This window comes from Brachybacterium horti (genome assembly GCF_054777615.1).
On the sequence record NZ_BAAHAM010000001.1, the window covers coordinates 16,943 to 33,575 of the forward strand.

General features: G+C 73.2%; 20 protein-coding genes. 4 read left to right on the forward strand and 16 right to left on the reverse strand.

Annotated features, from left to right (window positions below):
- Positions 1–36 precede the first annotated feature (36 nt).
- Both ACYVAP_RS00070 and ACYVAP_RS00075 read left to right on the forward strand, forming a co-directional pair.
- Positions 37–756, forward strand: a complete 720-nt coding sequence (locus ACYVAP_RS00070) for a DUF3159 domain-containing protein (RefSeq protein WP_498859039.1) — start codon at positions 37–39, stop codon at positions 754–756.
- Complete coding sequence (locus ACYVAP_RS00075) at positions 756–2,633, forward strand: S9 family peptidase (protein WP_498859040.1); 1,878 nt, start codon at positions 756–758, stop codon at positions 2,631–2,633. The genes ACYVAP_RS00070 and ACYVAP_RS00075 overlap by 1 nt, the downstream gene beginning before the upstream one ends.
- Before the next feature lie 7 nt (positions 2,634–2,640).
- Here the strand turns inward: ACYVAP_RS00075 and ACYVAP_RS00080 are convergent, their stop codons facing one another.
- From ACYVAP_RS00080 to infC, 8 genes are all read right to left on the reverse strand, one after another.
- Positions 2,641–3,342 carry a helix-turn-helix domain-containing protein gene (locus tag ACYVAP_RS00080; RefSeq protein WP_498859041.1) on the reverse strand — a complete coding sequence of 234 codons (702 nt, stop codon included), beginning with the start codon at positions 3,340–3,342 and terminating at the stop codon, positions 2,641–2,643.
- A gap of 29 nt (positions 3,343–3,371) precedes the next feature.
- Positions 3,372–3,869, reverse strand: coding sequence for a GNAT family N-acetyltransferase (locus ACYVAP_RS00085; protein WP_498859042.1), 498 nt, complete (start codon positions 3,867–3,869; stop codon positions 3,372–3,374).
- Between the two features lie 183 nt (positions 3,870–4,052).
- The gene (locus ACYVAP_RS00090; RefSeq protein ID WP_498859043.1) at positions 4,053–4,397 is read right to left on the reverse strand and encodes a GNAT family N-acetyltransferase; all 345 of its coding nucleotides are present in this window, start codon (positions 4,395–4,397) and stop codon (positions 4,053–4,055) included.
- Between the two features lie 38 nt (positions 4,398–4,435).
- On the reverse strand, positions 4,436–6,535 hold the full coding sequence (locus tag ACYVAP_RS00095; protein WP_498859044.1) for a bifunctional copper resistance protein CopD/cytochrome c oxidase assembly protein: 2,100 nt from the start codon (positions 6,533–6,535) through the stop codon (positions 4,436–4,438).
- 16 nt (positions 6,536–6,551) lie between these two features.
- Positions 6,552–7,442: a TrmH family RNA methyltransferase gene (locus ACYVAP_RS00100; RefSeq protein WP_498859045.1), complete on the reverse strand. Its 891-nt coding sequence runs from the start codon at positions 7,440–7,442 to the stop codon at positions 6,552–6,554.
- A gap of 10 nt (positions 7,443–7,452) precedes the next feature.
- Positions 7,453–7,833: a 50S ribosomal protein L20 gene (gene rplT, locus ACYVAP_RS00105; protein ID WP_137770281.1), complete on the reverse strand. Its 381-nt coding sequence runs from the start codon at positions 7,831–7,833 to the stop codon at positions 7,453–7,455.
- A 62-nt stretch (positions 7,834–7,895) separates the two neighbouring features.
- Entirely contained in the window at positions 7,896–8,090 is a 195-nt protein-coding gene (gene rpmI, locus ACYVAP_RS00110) for a 50S ribosomal protein L35 (protein ID WP_137770280.1), read from the reverse strand.
- 25 nt (positions 8,091–8,115) lie between these two features.
- Positions 8,116–8,745, reverse strand: coding sequence for a translation initiation factor IF-3 (gene infC, locus ACYVAP_RS00115; protein ID WP_137770279.1), 630 nt, complete (start codon positions 8,743–8,745; stop codon positions 8,116–8,118).
- A gap of 340 nt (positions 8,746–9,085) precedes the next feature.
- On the opposite strand from infC, the gene ACYVAP_RS00120 reads away from it, so the two are divergent.
- Positions 9,086–9,925 carry a hypothetical protein gene (locus tag ACYVAP_RS00120; protein ID WP_498859046.1) on the forward strand — a complete coding sequence of 280 codons (840 nt, stop codon included), beginning with the start codon at positions 9,086–9,088 and terminating at the stop codon, positions 9,923–9,925.
- 71 nt (positions 9,926–9,996) lie between these two features.
- Complete coding sequence (locus tag ACYVAP_RS00125; protein ID WP_259362492.1) at positions 9,997–10,365, forward strand: DUF1844 domain-containing protein; 369 nt, start codon at positions 9,997–9,999, stop codon at positions 10,363–10,365.
- 15 nt (positions 10,366–10,380) lie between these two features.
- Here the strand turns inward: ACYVAP_RS00125 and ACYVAP_RS00130 are convergent, their stop codons facing one another.
- From ACYVAP_RS00130 to ACYVAP_RS00165, 8 genes are all read right to left on the reverse strand, one after another.
- Positions 10,381–11,709 (reverse strand): MFS transporter, encoded by a 1,329-nt coding sequence (locus ACYVAP_RS00130; RefSeq protein ID WP_264449820.1) that lies wholly within the window; start codon positions 11,707–11,709, stop codon positions 10,381–10,383.
- Positions 11,710–12,525 carry an SseB family protein gene (locus ACYVAP_RS00135; RefSeq protein WP_137770275.1) on the reverse strand — a complete coding sequence of 272 codons (816 nt, stop codon included), beginning with the start codon at positions 12,523–12,525 and terminating at the stop codon, positions 11,710–11,712.
- Complete coding sequence (gene priA / locus ACYVAP_RS00140) at positions 12,522–13,256, reverse strand: bifunctional 1-(5-phosphoribosyl)-5-((5-phosphoribosylamino)methylideneamino)imidazole-4-carboxamide isomerase/phosphoribosylanthranilate isomerase PriA (protein WP_137770274.1); 735 nt, start codon at positions 13,254–13,256, stop codon at positions 12,522–12,524. The genes ACYVAP_RS00135 and priA overlap by 4 nt, the downstream gene beginning before the upstream one ends.
- A 61-nt stretch (positions 13,257–13,317) precedes the next feature.
- Complete coding sequence (locus ACYVAP_RS00145; protein WP_168198061.1) at positions 13,318–13,476, reverse strand: CG2302 family histidine operon protein; 159 nt, start codon at positions 13,474–13,476, stop codon at positions 13,318–13,320.
- Positions 13,473–14,147, reverse strand: a complete 675-nt coding sequence (gene hisH / locus ACYVAP_RS00150) for an imidazole glycerol phosphate synthase subunit HisH (RefSeq protein WP_137770273.1) — start codon at positions 14,145–14,147, stop codon at positions 13,473–13,475. Before hisH ends, ACYVAP_RS00145 begins: the two co-directional genes overlap by 4 nt.
- Positions 14,147–14,755 (reverse strand): hypothetical protein, encoded by a 609-nt coding sequence (locus ACYVAP_RS00155; RefSeq protein WP_498859047.1) that lies wholly within the window; start codon positions 14,753–14,755, stop codon positions 14,147–14,149. Before ACYVAP_RS00155 ends, hisH begins: the two co-directional genes overlap by 1 nt.
- Positions 14,752–15,372, reverse strand: coding sequence for an imidazoleglycerol-phosphate dehydratase HisB (hisB, locus tag ACYVAP_RS00160; RefSeq protein WP_343904577.1), 621 nt, complete (start codon positions 15,370–15,372; stop codon positions 14,752–14,754). The genes ACYVAP_RS00155 and hisB overlap by 4 nt, the downstream gene beginning before the upstream one ends.
- A complete protein-coding gene (locus ACYVAP_RS00165) occupies positions 15,369–16,541 on the reverse strand; it encodes a histidinol-phosphate transaminase (RefSeq protein WP_498859048.1) in 1,173 nt (390 codons plus the stop codon). The genes hisB and ACYVAP_RS00165 overlap by 4 nt, the downstream gene beginning before the upstream one ends.
- Positions 16,542–16,633 lie beyond the last annotated feature (92 nt).

Below are 16,633 nucleotides of genomic sequence, written 5' to 3' on the forward strand. Positions count from 1 at the left end.
CGACAGCAGTCCTCGACTCCCCGACGGAGGCGCACGATGGATACCGACAGGACCGAGAGCACCACCACCGAGCAGATCATCGACCAGATGGGAGGAGCCTCGGGGCTCGTCCTCTCGACGATTCCCGTCATCGCGCTGGTGGTGGCGCACCTCTTCCTCCCCCTGATGCCCACGCTCGCCGTCGCGATCGGTGCAGGAGCCGCCCTGTGCGTGGTCCGCCTGGTCCGTGGCGAGAAGCTCCCCTCGGCGATCGGCAGCCTGCTCGGCGTGGCCCTGGCCGCCGGGCTCGTGATCTGGACCGGTTCGGTGCGGGACTTCTTCGTCATCGGCATCTGGGCCGCCCTGGCGATCTTCCTCCCCACCGCGGTCTCCGTCGTGGCGAGGCGCCCCTTGACCGGCATCATCTGGAACGCCGTGCACGGCGGCACGCACGCCTGGAGGCAGGACGGTCCCACCTTCCGTGCGCACATCATCGCCACCACGGCCATCGCCGTCGTCCATCTCGCCAAGTTCGTCGTGCAGCAGTGGATGTACGTCGCGGGGAACATCACCGCTCTGGGAGTCGCGGACACCGTCATGGGAGCACCGCTGACCATCGCGCTCGCGCTCGTCGTGGTGTGGGCGTTCCGCCGCAGCACCGCGCGGCTCCGTGCCGCCGGGGAGAACACCGCTGAGGCGCCCCACGAGGAGAGCGCAGCAGCCCCCTGGACGGCCGGCTCCGTCTCCCGCGACCTGATCGACGAGAGGAACCTCTGATGTCCACCACCTCGACCTTCACCATCGACGACCTCCTGCGTCCGCCGGAGCGCTCGGCGATCACGATCTCCCCGGACGGCACCCGGCTGGCATACCTGTCCATGTGGCACGAACGGCTCAACATCTGGGTCGAGGAGATCGACGCCGGCACGGCACCACGCTGTGTCACCGCCGACGACTCCCGCTCCATCGTCCGTTATCTCTGGGCCGATGACTCCCGTCACCTCCTCTACCAGCAGGACAGCGGCGGCGACGAGAACTGGCACGTCTTCCGCATCGACCTCGACCCGCCCGACTCCCCGGCGGTGGACCTCACCCCGTTCCCCGGCGCCACGGTCCAGGGTCTCGAGCTCCGACGGGGACGCCCCGGCCACGCCACTCTGCAGATGAACGCCGAGAACGCCGCAGATTTCGATCTCCACGACCTCGAGATCGCCACCGGCGCCCTGTCCCGACTCGCCCCCGGCCCCGGGGAGGGAAGCACCTGGATGCTCGCCGGCGACACGCTGCTGCGCAGGAGCATGCGGGCGGACGGCACCTGGGAGCTCTGGCGGGACGACACGTTCATCGCCGCCTTCGACGGGGACGCCTACCCGATGGACGTCCACCCCTTCGAAGCCGCTCCGGACGGGTCGAGCATCTGGTTCGGCTCCTATCGGGGCACCGACCACCTGCATCCGGCCCGCCTCGACCTGGCCACCGGGGAGGAGACGATGATCCATCACCATCCCCGGGCCGACCTGGACACGCGGTCGCTGGTCTTCACGAACCTGCCCTCCCCGCTGATCCGCCACCGACGCACCGGCGAGCTGCTCGGGGTGCGCTATCACGGGATGCGGATGCACACCGAGCCCCTCGACCCGCACTTCGCGGAGGTCCTCGAGGCGGTGGGGACGCTGTGCGACGGGGACATCGGTGCGCTCACCAGCGATGTCGACCAGCGGCGGTGGGTGATCTCGTTCCTGCACGACCGCGATCCCCAGACCTGGCTCTACGACCACCGGACCGGTCGCAGTCGGCTCCTGTCACGGAGCCTGGAGCATCTGGACGTCGATCTGCTCTCCCCCGTCGAGAGCATCGAGATCACGGCCCGCGACGGACTGCGACTGCCCGCCTATCTCACTCTCCCCGGGCACGTGGAGCCGCGGGACCTGCCCCTGGTCCTGATGCCCCACGGAGGACCCTGGACACGGGACTGGTGGGGGTACGACTCCATCGTCCAGCTCTGGGCGAACCGTGGATACGCCGTGCTGCAGCCCCAGTTCCGCGGCTCCGCCGGATTCGGGCGCTCGCACATGGAAGCGGGCGTGGGCGAGTTCGCCGGACGCATGCACGACGATCTCCTCGACGCCGTCGACTGGGCGATCGGCCGGGGCTTCGCGGACCCCGAGCGGATCGGAGTGTTCGGCGGATCCTACGGCGGCTATGCCGCGCTCGTGAGCGTCGCGTTCACCCCCGAGCGCTTCGCGGCGGCGGTCGAGTACGTGGGGGTCTCCGACCTCGTCGACTACCTGCGATCCCTGCCGGAGTACGCGCGAGCGGGGCTCGTGAACAACTGGTACCGGTACGTGGGCGACCCGTCGGACCCGGCGCAGGCCGCGGACATGACGGCCCGCTCACCGATCACCCGGATCGGGGACATCCGTTCCCCGCTGATGGTGGTGCAGGGCGCCAACGATGTGCGGGTGCGACGGGAGAACTCCGACCGGATCGTCGCCGGCCTGCGGGAGCAGGGGAACGCGGTGGAGTACCTCGTCTTCGACGACGAGGGGCACTTCATCCTCAATCCGGAGAACGTGCGGGCGCTGTACCACGCGGCGGATCGGTTCCTCGCACGACACCTGGCGAAGGAGCCCGCCGCCGCCCCGACCGCATGAGCGTCGCTCATCCGGCGGACAGCAGCTCGTGGCACCTGACCAGCACTCGCAGCTGAGCCGGTGAGTACAGCTCGGCCAGGGCCTCGCCGATGCTCCGTGTCCCCAAGGTGCGCGAGGTGCCCTCGCCGAACCCGAGATCCTGCACCTCGGGGGTGGCGGCGAGGGCATCGCGGACCACCTCCGCCATCCGTGCCGCGACGTCCTCGCACACCTCGGCCGATGCCTCCTCGGGCAGGGTCTCGAAATCGGCCAGGACCTGTGCGTCGGGGATGGACTCGCCCATGCGCCGCCATGCCCGGAGCGAGTCCTCGTCGAGCACGCGGGAGAGGACCGTGAGGAAGTCCCCGTCCGTGCTGCCCGTCGTCCCGCTGGACATCTCCCACGCCTGGGGCTCCTCGAGCAGCCGGGCGATCTCGCCCCTGACCGCCACCAGTCGGTCGATCTCGGCGCTGGTCTCCGAGGCCAGGGCCTGCAGGACCTCCCGGTAGCTGTCGGTGGCAGGGTCCAGGGCGGGGATCTCCGCCAGCGGCACGCCCAGGTCGACCAGCCGCCTGATGTGCATCAGCTGGATCAGATGCCGCACCCCGTAGTGCTTGTACCCGTTCGTCGAGCGGGGAGGTTCGGGCAGCAGGCCCTCCGCATGGTAGTGCCGCACCGCTCGCAGCGACGTCCCCGCGAGCTCGGCGAGCTCCCGCGTGCTCCACGCCATCGGTCATGTCCTCCTGCTCGATCTTCCGGTCAGCGCACCAGTCTCACGGCTCGGATGCCGCCGAATCCCGAGCCGTCGTTCTCCGCCCCGTCGGGCGCGAAGCCATTGCGCACGTAGAAGCGCAGCGCTCGCGGGTTGTCGCGCGCGAGCCACAGCTGTGCTTCGGAGCCGGGCGGCACGACCACGTCGAGGAGCGCCTGGCCGATGCCGGTTCCGTGATGGGACTGCAGAACGTAGAGGTTGCTCAGCTCCCGCTCTCGGGCCGGCTGCAGGTCACCGCGCGTCACTGCCTCACCTGCTGCGGCGACACCGACCACCGCACCGTCGACCTCGGCCACGATCGCATCGAAGCCGTGGCGGAGCAATCGGCCCCAACTCTCGATGCTGCGCTGCGCCGAGGCGCGCGACCAGAAGTCCTCTGACGCAAGGCCCGAGTACGTCTCCATGAACGATGCGTAGTGCATCGTGCCGACACGCTCCGCATCCTCGAGCGTAATCCGGCGGATCGCGACACCACCCATGTCCATACCTCTACCGTAGAACGCCGTCCCGGGGCGACGCCGGGCCACGGGCTCGATGGCCCGCACGGACGGGTACTCGAAGTGCTCAGCGAACCTGCATCTCCATGCGCACGAAGTCATGGACACCGCCGTTGGTGTGCTGGGGGTACCGCTCGACGGTCTCGAAACCCGCGCCTTCGTGCACGCGGATCACTCGGAGTTGAACGCGGCCACGCTCAGCACGATGCGCGCCGAGTCCTGAGACCGGCGGAGCTGCTGCAGCACGGCGGTGAGGAAGGTGGCCCCGCGGCAGCCGCCGGTGAGGTCCGGGCGCAGGCCGAAGCCGATCTCGCAGGCCCTGTCCTCCTCCGTGCGGTCCTCGGTGAGGGAGCCGACCAGGTCCTGGTCGTGCCGCGCCCGCCAGAAGCTGTCGGGACACACGCTCGGCGTGACGAGCTCCTGGTGGTCCTCGGCATCGGCAGTGGCGTCGTAGCAGTCGTGGAGCCGCGGACACTTCCCCATGTTCGCGATGGTGCGGGCCGCGTCGAGGATCATGGGGGTGACGCGAAGTGCCCCGGTCCAGGCGTCAAGCCTCACGCGGTCGACGACGCTCCCCGGGACGGACCGTCCGTCGGCGGGGCATCCTGCCCCTCTGCCTTCCGAGGCACCTCGCCGTCGGCCGCACCGCCTGGCTGCGCCGACTCTCCCTGCAGCCCCGCGAGGTACGCGTTGTACGCGGCGAGCTCGGCGCCGCCGTCGCGCTCGGCCTTGCGGTCGTACTGGCGGGCGCGACGGTCCTCGGAACGGATCCACTGGAGCACCATGAGGATCGCGTAGAGCACCGTCGGGACCTCGGACACGGCCCACATGATCGAGGCGCCGCGGGCCTGGATCAGCTCGAGCTGCGCGGGCCCGTAGAGCCCCAGCTCCGTGTACCAGTCCTGCGCCACGATCCACGTCGCCGAGTACAGGGCGATGCCGAAGAAGGCGTGGAAGGCGAGGGTGACGAGCAGGGTGATGAGCTTGAGGACGGGGTTGATCGGCTTCTGCGCCGGGTCCACGCCGATCAGCACCCAGGCGAAGAGGTACCCGGCGAGCAGGAAGTGCACGGTCATCGCGACGTGGCCCACGTGGGTGCGCATCGACAGCTCGAACAGCGGGGTGAAGTAGAAGACCACGAGCGAGCCGGCGAAGAGCAGCCCGGCCACGGGCGGGCTCGAGACGATGCGCGAGTACCCGGAGTGGAGCGCCGCGAGCACCCACTCGCGCAGACCGCGGGAGCCGTCGGTGCGGGGCGCGACCGCTCGGGAGAGCAGCGTGACCGGGCCGCCGAGCACCCACAGCGGCGGCACGATCATCATCATCGCCATGTGCTGGACCATGTGCGCGTCGAAGCGGTAGCGGCCCCACGCGGCGGCGCCCCCGTTCATCACCCACACGAGGGCGAGGCAGCCGGCGAGCCAGAGCGCGGTGCGCAGCAGCGGCCAGGAGTCGCCGCGGCGGCGCAGGCGCACGACGCCCGCGAGGTACAGCCCGGCCATCGCGGCGGCGATGATGACGCTGCCCCAGTCCGGGTGCCAGACGGTGACCAGGGCGGCCGGGTCCAGGGGCGTGGTGGGCGGCAGGTAGCCCACGAGCGCGAGGCGGAGCAGGTCGCCGACGAGCGGGACGGTCTGCGGGACGGGCGGGGCGGTGCGGCCCAGCGCGATCGACGCCCCGATGACGACGGCGAGCATGACGCCCTCGGTGAGGGCGAGGTGGCGGAACCGCAGCCGCTCCCCCAGGCGCCGCCGCTGGGCGGCGCCGAGCGCGGCGAGCCCCATGAGCAGCACCGTCTTCAGCAGCAGCACGCGACCGTATGCCGTGGTGAGCAGCTCGCCGGGCCCGTCGAGCCGGATCGAGGCGTTGACCAGGCCGCTGAGGGCGAGCACGACCACCGCGGCGAGCGCCCACGGGGAGAAGCGGCGCACGACGACGGCGAGCTCGGCGTCCGGCAGCCTCGGCGCGATCAGGGCGATCGCGAGCAGGCCGCCGGCCCACACCGAGACGCCGAGGAGGTGCAGCACCATCGCGTTGACGGCGTTGGTGTGGTCCAGGCTCGCCCCGGCATGACCCTCGAGGCCGACGGCGGCGACGCCGAGGCCCGCGGCCGCGAGCGCCCAGGCGGCGCCGACGGTGCTGCGGGCGAGCAGCCCGAGGAGGGCCGAGAACCCGGCGAGGATCGCGACGGCGAGCTGGATCCGGCCGAGGTCCGCGCCGAGCGCGATCTGCCAGACGTCGAGATCGGTCCCCGCGCCGGCCGCCTCGAGACCGCCGAGAGGGACGAGGGCGAGGGCGGAGAGGGCCCACAGGCCGGCGCCGGCGGCGGCGAGGCGCACGGTCCGGCCGCGGCCGCCGCCCAGGGAGCGCACCTCGGCGCGGGAGGGCCCGGGCTGCAGGAGCACGGCGGTCCCGCCGGCGCCCACCGCGAGCAGCAGGCCCAGGTGGTGCAGGCCGCGCACGGCGGGGATCCCCCAGGTGACCAGGCCCGAGGCCGGGACGAGGGAGTTCGGCGCGGCGGCGCCGGTCGCGATGATCCCCAGCAGGGCCACGGCGATCGTCAGAGCGAGCAGGACCGGGACCGCGAGCGGAGTGGGGAGGGTGCGGCCGCCGTCGCGGTTGCGGGGCGAGGCTGCGGCGGGGTTCGGGCTCATCGGGCTGTGGGCGCCTTCATCGGGTTCGGCGGCGGAGGGTCTCGAAGAGGCACACCGTCGCGGCGGTGTGCACGTTGAGCGATTCGGCGTGACCGGCCAGCGGGATCCGCACGGCGAGCGGGGCGGCGGCGAGGGTGGCCTCGTCGAGCCCGCGGGCCTCGTTGCCGAGGATCCAGGCGATCCGCTCGGGCAGCTCCGCCTCGAACAGGTCCGTGCTCGCGTAGCCGCTCGTCGCGGTGGCGGTGATCCTCCGGCCGGCGAGGGCGTCCAGCAGGGCGGGGGCCACGGCGCCGGCGATCACGGGGAGGTGGAAGGTGCTGCCGACGGCGGCGCGGACGGCCTTCGGGGAGTACGGGTCCGCGCTCGTGCGGGTGAGCAGCACGAGGTCCGCGCCGGCGGCGTCTGCCGTGCGCAGCAGGGTGCCGACGTTCCCGGGGTCCCGCACCTCGTGCAGGACGACCGCGGTGAGCGGCCCCTCGGCGGGCAGCGCGGCGATCGCGGCGAGGGCCGCGCCGGCGCTCTCCTCGGGGAGGCGGGCCACGGCGATCGCGCCCTGGGGCGAGACGGCGCCCGCGGCACCGCTCTCGGGGCGGTCCTGGCCCTCCCCGCCGCCGGGCTCGCGGGTCATGGCACGGATGAGCGTCTCGTCGACCTCGCGGGTCGGGACACCGGCCTCCGCGGCGAGCCGCGCCAGCTCGGGATGGTCCTCGGCGGCGCGGGCGGTGAGGAAGAGCTCGAGCGCGAGCTCCGGGCGCTCGGCGAGCAGGGAGCGGACGGCCTGGGGGCCCTCGACGCGGAGGTGCCCCTGCTTGCGACGCGCGGAGCGCCCGGACAGTGCCGCGATCCGCCGCACCCGCTCGGAGCGGGGCGAGGTGATCGGGGACTGGTCCGGGCGCTCGGGGTTCACGCTGGTGGAGTCAGGCCGCGGGGGCGTTGACGTCCTCGGGCAGCGCGCCCTTGGCGACCTCGACGAGCGCGGCGAAGGCCGGCGCGTCGTTCACGGCGAGCTCGGCGAGCATGCGGCGGTCGACCTCGACACCCGCGAGCCCGAGGCCCTGGATGAAGCGGTTGTAGGTCATGCCGTTCGCACGGGCCGCAGCGTTGATGCGCTGGATCCAGAGCTGGCGGAAGTTGCCCTTGTTCTTCTTGCGGTCGCGGAAGTTGTAGGTCTGCGAGTGCAGGACCTGCTCCTTCGCCTTGCGGTACAGGCGCGAGCGCTGACCGCGGTAGCCGCTGGCCTGCTCGAGGATTTCCCGACGCTTCTTATGGGCGTTGACCGCCCGCTTCACGCGTGCCACGTGATTCTCCTTCGCTGGTATGTGAGTTCAGTGCTGCGGGAACTCTCCTCCCGCGAGGAGGTTCAGCGGCCGAGCAGCTTCTTCATGCGCTTGACGTCCGCCTTGGCCACATCGGTGTCGTTCCCGAGACGGCGCTTGCGGGTCGAGCTCTTGTGCTCGAGGAGGTGGCGAGCGTTCGCCTTCTCCCGCATGAGCTTGCCGGAGCCGGTGACGCGGATGCGCTTCTTGGTGCCCGAGTGGGTCTTGTTCTTCGGCATGGTGCCTTGTCTCCTTCGTGCTGTCTCAGGACTCGTCGCCGGTGGGCGCGACGTCCTCGGCAGGCGCCTCGGCCTGCTTCGACGAGTTGCTCTCGGCCTTCTCGGCGTCGGTGCGACGCTTGCGCGCCTCGGCCATCGCCTGGGCCTTCTTCTTGTGGGGTCCGAGGACCATCACCATCGTGCGGCCGTCCTGTCGCGGGTGCGACTCGACGAAACCGAGCTCGGCGACGTCCTCCGCCATGCGACCGAGCAGCTTGATGCCCATCTCCGGTCGGGACTGCTCACGACCGCGGAAACGGATCATGACCTTGACCTTGTCGCCACCGTTGAGGAACTTCTCGACGTTGCGACGCTTGGTCTCGTAGTCGTGCTTGTCGATCTTCAGGCCCATCCGGATTTCCTTCTGGACGGTGTTGGCCTGGTTCTTCCGCGACTCGCGGGCCTTCATGTTGGCTTCGTACTTGAACTTGCCGTAATCCATGAGCCGCGCAACAGGCGGATTGGCGCCCTGGGCGACCTCCACCAGATCCAGATCGGCTTCCTGGGCGAGTCGCAGGGCGTCCTCGACGCGGACGATCCCGACCTGCTCGCCGTTGGGGCCGACCAGGAGGACCTTGGGGACCTTGATCTGACCGTTGATGCGCTGTTCGCTGATGGTGGCTCCTCACCTCGGTGTCGACACGGAACATGAGAAAAGGGCCCCCGCTCCTGCGGAGGCCCCGACACCATGGCGCGTGAACGCCGGCCGACCCGTGAGGGCCGGTCTGGTACTGACCCGGTGACGGTCGCCCGGCGCATTGCGCTCGGGACGGTGGCCACGAGGTGGGAGGGACTCCACTTGAGGACTGCCCGGCCCCTCCATCCCGAACGGGACGGACAGACCGATGACATGTTCCGGTCGTCTATCCTAGCAGGGCAGAGCGCCGCGTCCAGCGGGTCCTGGGTGATGTGCATCGCGCAGGGGGACGCCCGCGCCGCGAGGACGAGGAGCACCGGTGGACACCACGGACCATGATCCCACGCCCGGGGAGGACGCCGGCGCGGCACCCCACAGCTACGACTACGGCTCCGACGACGCCTCCGGCAGCTCCGAGGCCCCCGGCGCCGCTGATGCCCCCGCGGCCGACTCCCCCGCCGGTGGCGCCGCGGAGCCGCCCGCCCCGACCTCCCCGCGAGCCGTGCTGCGCCCCGTGCCCGAAGGGTTCCCCGCGCCCGCCGTCGCCCCGCGCCGCTCCCACCGCGCCCCCGCCCTCCCCGTCGCCGACGAGCCCGCCCCCCGCTCCGGCCGCGGCCTCCGGATCGCCGCGATCGCCGTCGCCGCCGTGCTCCTGCTCGCGGTGCTGACCGGCGGCGGGATCCTCGCCGTTCGCGCCCTGACCGGCGGCGGGGAGGACGCGGCGACCGCGAGCTCCGACCCGGCCGCGAGTGCCGCGGCGACGGGGACGGTCGCCCTGGGCCCCGCGACCTTCCGCGAGGTCTCCACCGAGGTCGGCGTGCGCTCCGTGGGCGGCGCCTCCGGCCGGATCGAGCCCGAGGGCGAGTTCGTCGTCGTGACCGTCGAGATGACGAACGACGGCGAGGCCCCGCTCCTGGTGAGCTCCGGCGGTGGCACCATGGAGCTGGTCTCCGCCGCGGGCGACCGCTATCCCGTCTCCGAGGAGGCGAACCGGGCGCTCGTCGCGGATTCCGAGGCCTTCGGCACGGTGGGCGCGGGCGAGACCGCCGTCTACCACGGCGTCTTCGACGTCCCCGCGGGCACCGAGGTCACCGGGCTCGACCTCGCCTTCTCCTCCGCCCCCGAGGTGGGCCGGGGCACGCTGCCGCTCGGCGGATGAGCCCCGCTCCCCCACCGCACCCGATTCACGTCCGACCCGCGCACTCCCCCGCCGACCCCGAAAGGACCCCCATGACCGAGCAGCAGCACCCCACCACCGAGGACGAGCTCGCCGCGCAGGCACTGCGCGACATCGCCGACGTCGCCGCCGTCGAGATCATCACGAGCTCCTGCGTGCACCTCATGAGCGCCGCCGCGGTGAAGGTCGGGCTCGGCGAGGACGAGGAGGAGGCCGGCCACAAGGACCTCTCCGAGGCCCGCAAGCTCATCACCGCGCTCGCCGGGCTCGTCGTCGCGGCGGCTCCCGAGATCGGCAACGAGCACGCCCGCTCCCTGCGCGACGGTCTGCGCTCGCTGCAGCTCGCCTTCGCCGAGGCACTGCCCTTCCCCGATGCGCCGGGCGAGGCCCCGGGCGAGAAGTGGACCGGCCGGGTCTCCTGACCCCGCCCCACCGCCTCAGCCGGCGGCGGCCTCCCAGCGACCCCGTCGCCGGGAGCGCCGCACCCGCCGGGCGAGCAGCGCCGCGAGCGCGACGAGGAGCGCGACCGCTCCCGCGGCGCCCACGCCCCAGGCCGGGCCGGCCCCGTCGATGACGGCCCCCACCACGGGGGAGCCCGCGGCGGCGCCGACGGTCATCGCGGTGCCGTGCCAGCCCATCGCCTCCCCGCGCACGGCCTCCGGCACGAGCTGCGCGATCGCCTCTCCCGTCGCCGTGATCATGGGGGCGATGAACAGCCCCGCGAGGGTGATCGTCACCGCGAGCAGGAGCAGGTCCCCCGAGGCGGTGACGGCGACCGGGAGCGAGAGCGCCCCGAGGCCCAGCAGCACCCACAGCGGGTCGAGCCCACGGCTCATCGCGCCGTAGACGAGGCCGCCCACGAGGCTGCCCGCGCACCACAGCGCCATCATCCCGGCGATCATCGCGGCGAGGCCACGCTCGTCGAGGATCGCGACGATCGAGAGGTCCGTCGCGGTGAGGACGAGGGAGCCCGTCGCGGTCGCGAGCAGCACCGACAGTCCCCCGGCCGTGAGCAGGGCGCGGCGTGCGGCGGTCTTCCCGGGGTCGCCCTGTCCCGGGGCGATCACCGGGATCTGGCCCGTGCGCAGGTCCTCCGCCACCCGGCGCTCGGCGAGCAGCTCCTGCTGGGCGAGGACGGCGCCCTCCGCGGCCTCGAGCGGGGCCGGCAGCCGCGCGGGCAGCATGAGCTGGTCGCTCCGGGTGGGCGGGTTCGTCACGGCCATGCCGATGCCGGCGAGGGCGACGAGGACGCCGACGACCACGAGGCTCGCCCGGGTGCCCGCGGCGAGCGCGGCGAGGGTCACGGCGGCCGGGCCGATCATGAACACCAGCTCGGTGAACACCGAGTCGAGGGCGAAGGCGCTGCGGCGCAGCGTCGCCGGCACGAGCACGGACAGCGAGGTGCGGACGATCGCCCAGACCGGGAGCCCGAACAGCCCGCCGATCAGCGCGAGCACGAGCACCGCCTCGAAGGGGGCGAAGGCCATGGCGACCACGGCGACGGACTGCACGAGGATCGAGGGCAGCACGGCCCGGCGCAGGCCCTTGGTGTCCACGAGCCGGCCGCGCCACGGGGAGGAGATCGCGGTGCCGATCGTCGTCGCCGTGACGACGAGGCCCGCCTCGAGGTAGGAGCGGTCCAGGGTGCGCACGCAGTGGAGGGTCAGCAGCAGGCCCAGCGTGGAGAACGGGATGCGGGCGAGGAACCCGAGCAGGAGCACGCCCGCCACGCCGGGCGCCGCGAGCACCCGGCGATAGGCGTCCATCTACCGTCCCAGGGCCAGGGTGAGCGAGGAGATCCGCTCCGCGACGAGGGTCGAGGCCCCCAGGCGGGCGGAGAGATCGGTGACGACCGCCTGCACGCCGTCCCGGTCCAGGCCGTCCTCGAGCCGCACCCGGAGCACGACCTCGGTGCGCTCCCCCGGGGTCGCGGCGAGCGCGAGCACGGAGGGGACGGCGGCCGCGATCGCGTCGAGCTCGGCCGCGAGCTCGGGATCCTCGTGGGGCGGGATCCACGTGCGGCCCTGGGCGAGCGCCCACAGCACGGAGCGCGGCAGCGGGATCGGCCCGCCGTCGTCCTCGGGAGCCGAGGCGTCCAGCAGCAGCGACGTGCACCCCTCCTGGACCGCGGCCTGCGCGGCCTGGGCGGCGAGCACGGGCACGGGCCGCGCCTCACGGCGCCAGGCGGAGAGCGCCGCGGCGGAGGTGAAGACGGGCAGCACGCGGGAGCCGTCCGGCGCGGTCAGCGAGACCATGGCCATGTCCGCGCCGTTGTCCCCGGTGAGGCCGTGGGCGGTCTCGCCCTCCTCGGTCGCGACGGCCATGATCGGCACGAGCAGCCGGGAGCCGGCGATCGCGGCGACAAGCGCACGCCGGTGCGGGTCCTCCCCCGCGCGGTGCGCGGCGAGGGCGGCGGCGACGTCGGCCGGGGTGGAGCCGTCGTCCCCCGGGAAGGGGCTCACGGTGTAGTCGCGGCCCTTCCAGGAGACCCCGGCGGTGTCGGTGAGCGGGGACTTCTCGACGAAGTGGGCCGGGAGGTCCCGACGGGCGGGGCTCGTCGCGGGGTCCTGGGGCGAGGTCACGCCCGCCCCGCGACGTCGAGCGCCTCGGGCAGGGTGAAGGCGCCGGCGTAGAGGGCCTTGCCGACGATCGCCCCTTCGACGCCGTCGGCGACGAGCCCGCGCAGCGCCTCGAGGTCCGCGAGGGAGGAGATGCCGCCGGAGGCGACGACCTTCGCCTCGGTGCGGGAGCAGACCTCGCGCAGCAGGTCGACGTTGGGCCCCTGGAGGGTGCCGTCCTTGGTGACGTCGGTGACGACGTAGCGCTGGCAGCCGGCGGCGTCGAGGCGCTCGAGGGTCTCCCAGAGGTCACCGCCGTCGCGGGTCCAGCCGCGGGCGGCGAGGGTCGTGCCGCGCACGTCGAGGCCGACGGCGATGCGGTCGCCGTGCTCGGCGAGGATCTCCGCGGTCCAGTCCGGGTTCTCGAGGGCCGCGGTGCCGAGGTTGACGCGGCGGCAGCCGGTCGCGAGGGCCGCGGCGAGGGACTCGTCGTCCCGGATGCCGCCGGAGAGCTCGACGTTCATGTCCACGGCGGCGACGACCTCCGCGAGCAGCGAGGCGTTGCTGCCGCGGCCGAAGGCGGCGTCGAGGTCCACGAGGTGGAGCCAGCGGGCGCCGCCCTCCTGGAAGCCGAGCGCGGCCTCGAGCGGGGCGCCGTAGGCGGTCTCGGAGCCGGCCTCGCCCTGGACCAGGCGCACGGCCTGGCCTCCCTGCACGTCGACGGCGGGGAGGAGTTCGAGCACGGGAGCGGTCATGAGGGGTGTCTCCTGGTCAGGACTGTGGGGGTGAGGAACGGTGGGGCGGCAGGGGCGGCGGTCAGCCGGTCTGGATGCGCCAGATCGAGACGCCCAGGCACACCAGGCCCACCACCGCGAGGGCGATGACGGACCACAGCGGCTTCTTCGAGCGGAGGAAGGACCAGGCGCCGCCGAGCAGCAGGCCGCCCGCGAAGAGCATGAGGAAGGCGAGGATCACGGGGCGGTCCCCTCGTCCCCGGCCCCGCGGCGCGGGAGGGCCGCGAGCCAGTTGCGCAGCAGGCGCGCGCCCGCCGCGCCGGACTTCTCGGGGTGGAACTGGGTCGCGGTGAGCGCGCCGTTCTCGACGGCGGCGACGAAGCGGTCGCCGCCGTGCTCCGCCCAGGTCACCAGCGGCGGGGTCAGGGGGCCGATGCTGTCGAGCTCCCAGCTGCGGGCCGCGTAGGAGTGCACGAAGTAGAAGCGCTCCTCGGCGACGCCGTCGAACAGGACGGAGCCCTCGGGGCTCTCGACGGTGTTCCAGCCCATGTGCGGGACGATCTCCGCCTCGAGCCGGGTGACCTCGCCGGGCCACTGGTCCAGGCCCTTGCTGCGCACCCCGTGCTCGGTGCCGGCGGCGAACATGATCTGCAGGCCCACGCAGATGCCGAGCACCGGCAGGCCGCCCGCGAGGCGGCGCTCGACGATCCGGTCGCCGCCCACGGCGAGCACCTGCTCCATGGTCGCCGCATAGGCGCCCACGCCGGGGACGACGAGGCCGTCGGCCGCGAGGGCCGCCTCGCGGTCCGCGGTGAGCTGCACGTGCGCACCGGCGGCCTCGAGGGCGCGCACCACGGAGCGCACGTTGCCGGAGCCGTGGTCGAGGACCACGACCTCAGGAGCGGTCGTCATCAGCGCTTCTTCTTCGAGATCCAGGAGAGCGCCTCGTTGCGCGTGAGCGTCGAGGGGTCGATGCCCTCGCCGAGCTCGTCGAGGGTGAGGGCGCCCAGCAGCAGCTGCTCGACCTCGTCCGCGACGGCGCCGAGCACGATCGCGGGCGAGACGTCCTCGCCGCGCTCCCCCGCCTTGTAGCGGGTCGCGGTCATGCGGTCCCCGCGGCGCCAGAAGAGCACCAGGCCGGTGCGCTGCAGGGCGGTGGAGGTGATCGCGGCGAGGTCGTGGGCGAACTGCTCCTTGAGCTCGCCCACGGCGATCGCGCCGGTCTCGGTGTCGAGGGTGCGGGTGCCGCCGGGGATGTCGATCCCGTCGGTGCGGGCCTCGCGGCCCAGGCGGATCGCGCCCGCGAGCGCCTTCGCGGAGGCGACGGAGGTCGCGACCACGGCGATCGCGGGCTCCTCCTCCTCGGCGGACTCGGCGAGCACGTCGTCGACGGTCAGCGGCTCGTCGCCGAGGCCGAGGCCCGCGGTGAGCCGCGCGAACTCGGCGTCGATGTCGTGGGAGCCGTCGCCGGAGGGGTTCTCCTCAGGCTGCTGGGGGTCGGGGCGGTCGGCGGTGGTCACAGGGCTCCCTTCGTGGAGGGGACGTCGAGGACGCGGTCGTCGAAGGCGCAGGCCGCGCGGAGCGCACGGGCGAGGGCCTTGAACTGGGCCTCCACGACATGGTGGGGATCGCGGCCGGCGAGCACGCGCACGTGCAGGCAGATCGCGGCGTGGTGAGCGATGGACTCGAGCACGTGGCGGGTCAGCGAGCCGGTGAAGTGGCCGCCGATGAGGTGCAGGGCCTGCGCCTCGCTCTCCCCGGTGTGCACGCAGTAGGGGCGGCCGGAGAGGTCCACGACGGCCTGCGCGAGCGCCTCGTCGAGCGGGACCATCGCGTCGCCGAAGCGGGCGATGCCCTTCTTGTCTCCGAGCGCCTCGCGCAGCGCCTGGCCCAGCACGATCGCCGTGTCCTCGACGGTGTGGTGCACGTCGATGTGGGTGTCGCCGGTGGCGCGCACGGTGAGGTCGAAGCGCGCGTGGGTGCCGAGCGCGGTGAGCATGTGGTCGAAGAAGGGCACGGAGGTGGACACGTCCACCTGGCCGGTGCCGTCGAGGTCGAGGCTCAGCTCGATGCTCGACTCGCGGGTGGTGCGGGTGATGCTCGCGGTGCGCGCGGGACGCGCGGGGGCGGTGGTCATCGGGGGTCTGCCTCCTCGAGGGCGGTGCGGAATGCGGCGTTGTCCTCCGGGGTGCCGATCGAGACCCGGAGCCAGGGCTGCGGCCCCACCTCACGGATCAGCACGTCGCGATCGAGCAGCGCCTGCCACACCGCGTGGCGGTCCGCGGCGGTGCGCAGGAGGGGCTGGAAGAAGATGAAGTTGGCGTCCGACGGGGCGACGACGTGGCCGCGCTCCGTGAGATGGGCGGCGAGCGCGTCCCGCTCCTCCCGCAGCGTCGCCACCTGGGAGAGCAGCTCCTCGCGGTGGGCGAGGGCGGTGCGGGCGACGGCCTGGGTGACGGCGGAGAGGTGGTAGGGCAGGCGCACGATCCGCACGCCGTCCACGATCGCGGGATCCGCGACGAGGTAGCCGATCCGGCCGCCGGCGAGCGCGAAGGCCTTCGACATGGTGCGGGTGACGACGAGGTTCGCGAACTCGGGCAGCAGCTCGAGGGCGCTCGGGACGCCGTCGCGGCGGAACTCCCCGTAGGCCTCGTCGACGACGAGCAGTCCGCCCGCGGCGAGCATGGCCTCCGCGGCGGCGCGCACGACGGCGGGGTCGAGGGCGGTGCCGGTGGGGTTGTTGGGGCTCGTGAGCACGAGGATCTGCGGCCGGTGCTCGGCGATCGCCGCGGTGACCTGCGCGGCGGTGAGGGCGAAGTCCGGGGCGGGCCCGCGCTCCGCGGTGACCCAGCGGGTGAAGGTGTCCCGCGCGTACTCGGGGTACATCGAGTAGTGCGGGGTGAAGCCGAGGGCCGTGCGCCCGGGCCCGCCGTAGGCGAGCAGCAGCTGGTGCATGACCTCGTTGGAGCCGTTCGCGGCCCACACGGCCTCCGCCGGCGGGGCGGGGATGCCGGACTCGGCGGCGAGATAGGCCGCGAGGTCCTCGCGCAGGGCCGTGAACTCGCGGTCCGGGTAGCGGTGCAGGCCCGCGGCGGCCTCGGCGACCGCGGCGCCCATGTCCGCGGCGAGCGCGGCCGAGGGCCCGAAGGGGTTCTCGTTGACGTTCAGCAGATGGGCCACGTCGATCTGGGGAGCGCCGTAGGGCTCCTCCCCCGCGAGGTCGTCGCGTCGCGCCGGGATGCCGGGGCGCGCCGTGCTGGAGAGGGACGCAGGCACGGCCTGGTCCTGAGGGGTGTCGACGGGCATGGCTCCATGGTAGAGGTCCACCGGCCGTGCGGAGGGGGTCGTCCGGGCCCCGTCGCCGCCGCGCGATGCGGCACGTCCCACACCGTGCGGGG